The sequence below is a fragment of the Streptomyces flavofungini genome, from assembly GCF_041028215.1.
Lineage (GTDB): Bacteria > Actinomycetota > Actinomycetes > Streptomycetales > Streptomycetaceae > Streptomyces > Streptomyces flavofungini_B.
In genome coordinates, this window is record NZ_JASKYR010001287.1 from 1 (window position 1) to 1,438 (window position 1,438).

The 1,438-nt window shown below is 73.6% G+C and carries 1 protein-coding gene and 1 pseudogene; both read right to left on the reverse strand.

Annotated features, from left to right (window positions below; all coding sequences use genetic code 11):
• Positions 1-121 (reverse strand): annotated as a pseudogene (locus AB8Z36_RS40485) (fasciclin domain-containing protein); the annotation flags it as partial.
• Positions 122-205: 84 nt separating this feature from the next.
• A partial coding sequence (locus AB8Z36_RS40490; protein ID WP_369218345.1) for a sulfite oxidase occupies positions 206-1,438 on the reverse strand: 1,233 nt, incomplete at its 5' end.

Sequence of the window (1,438 nt, forward strand, 5' to 3'; positions counted from 1 at the left end):
TGAGCTGCGCCTTGACGTTGAGGACCTTGTCGAGGTCGGCCTTGGGAATCTTCGCGAACGCGTCGTTCGTCGGCGCGAAGACGGTGATGTCCTTCGCGTTGTTGAGGGTGTCCACGAGACCGGGGGGGGGGGGGGGGGGGGGGGGGGGGGGGGGGGGGGGGGGGGGGGGGGGGGGGGGGGGGGGGGGGGGGGGGGGGGGGGGGGGTCAGTCCACGGTGACCACCACCGAATGCCGACCGCTCGCCCCGTCGGGGATCGTGCGGGTCCGCTTCTCGGTCTGCACCGCGCCGGTACGGTCGGTCGCCCGCACGGTGAGGGTGTGGCCGCCCTTGGCCGCCTGCCAGGGGAAGGACCACTGGCGCCAGGTGTCCCGGGTGTCCTCGGCGGCGAGATCCGCCACCTGCCACGGCCCGTCGTCGACACGCACCTCGACCTTGTCGATGCCCCGGTGCTGCGCCCACGCCACTCCGGCGACCATCACGGCCCCGGCCTTCGGCCTGGCGAACGGCTTCGGTGTGTCGATACGGGACTGCGTCTTGACGGGCGCCTCGCGCGCCCAGTCCCGCTTGACCCAGTAGACGTCGTAGGCGTCGAACGTGGTGAGTTCGATGTCCTTGATCCACTTGCAGGCGGAGACGTAGCCGTACAGACCCGGCACCACCATGCGCACCGGGAAGCCGTGCTCGAAGGGCAGCGGACGGCCGTTCATGCCAAGCGCCAGCATCGCGTCGCGCCCGTCCATGAGGTCCTCGACGGGACTGCCGATCGTCATGCCGTCGACCGAGCGGGCCACCAACTGGTCGGCGGGTCCGCCCCGTCCGGGCGGTTCGACCCCGCACTCCGCGAGGAGATCGGACAGCCGGACGCCGATCCAGCGGGCGTTGCCGACGTACTGGCCGCCGACCTCGTTCGACACGCAGGTCAGGGTGATGTCCCGCTCGATCAGCTCGCGGCGCAGCAGATCGTCGAAGGAGAGGGTGACCGGGCGCCGTACCCCCTTGCCGTGAATCCTCAGCCGCCAGCTCCGCGCGTCGACCTTCGGCACCACGAGCGCGGTGTCCACGCGGTAGAAGTCCGCCGCGGGCGTCACGAAGGAGCTGACGCCGGGCACGCGGAGCTGGGCTCCCCTGGGCACGGGTGCCGCGGCCGACGCGGGGGCGGGCAGCCGTATCCGGGCGCGCGAGGCGACGGCGTCCTTGCCGCTCGCGCCGTTGAGGGACCGGCCGAGAACGCCCGCTCCCGCCGAGGCCACGGCGGCGGCGGTCGCCGCGATGACGAAGCCGCGCCGGTCCCAGCCGGCATCGGTGGCCCCCGCAGGTTCCGCCACCGGTGCCGCGTCCGGCGACTCCGGTGCGGGCGTCGGCCGTGGACGCCCGACCAGCCGTCCGCTGAGCCAGTAGAGGAGCCCGGCGGCGATGACCGCCCCCGTGACCGAGGG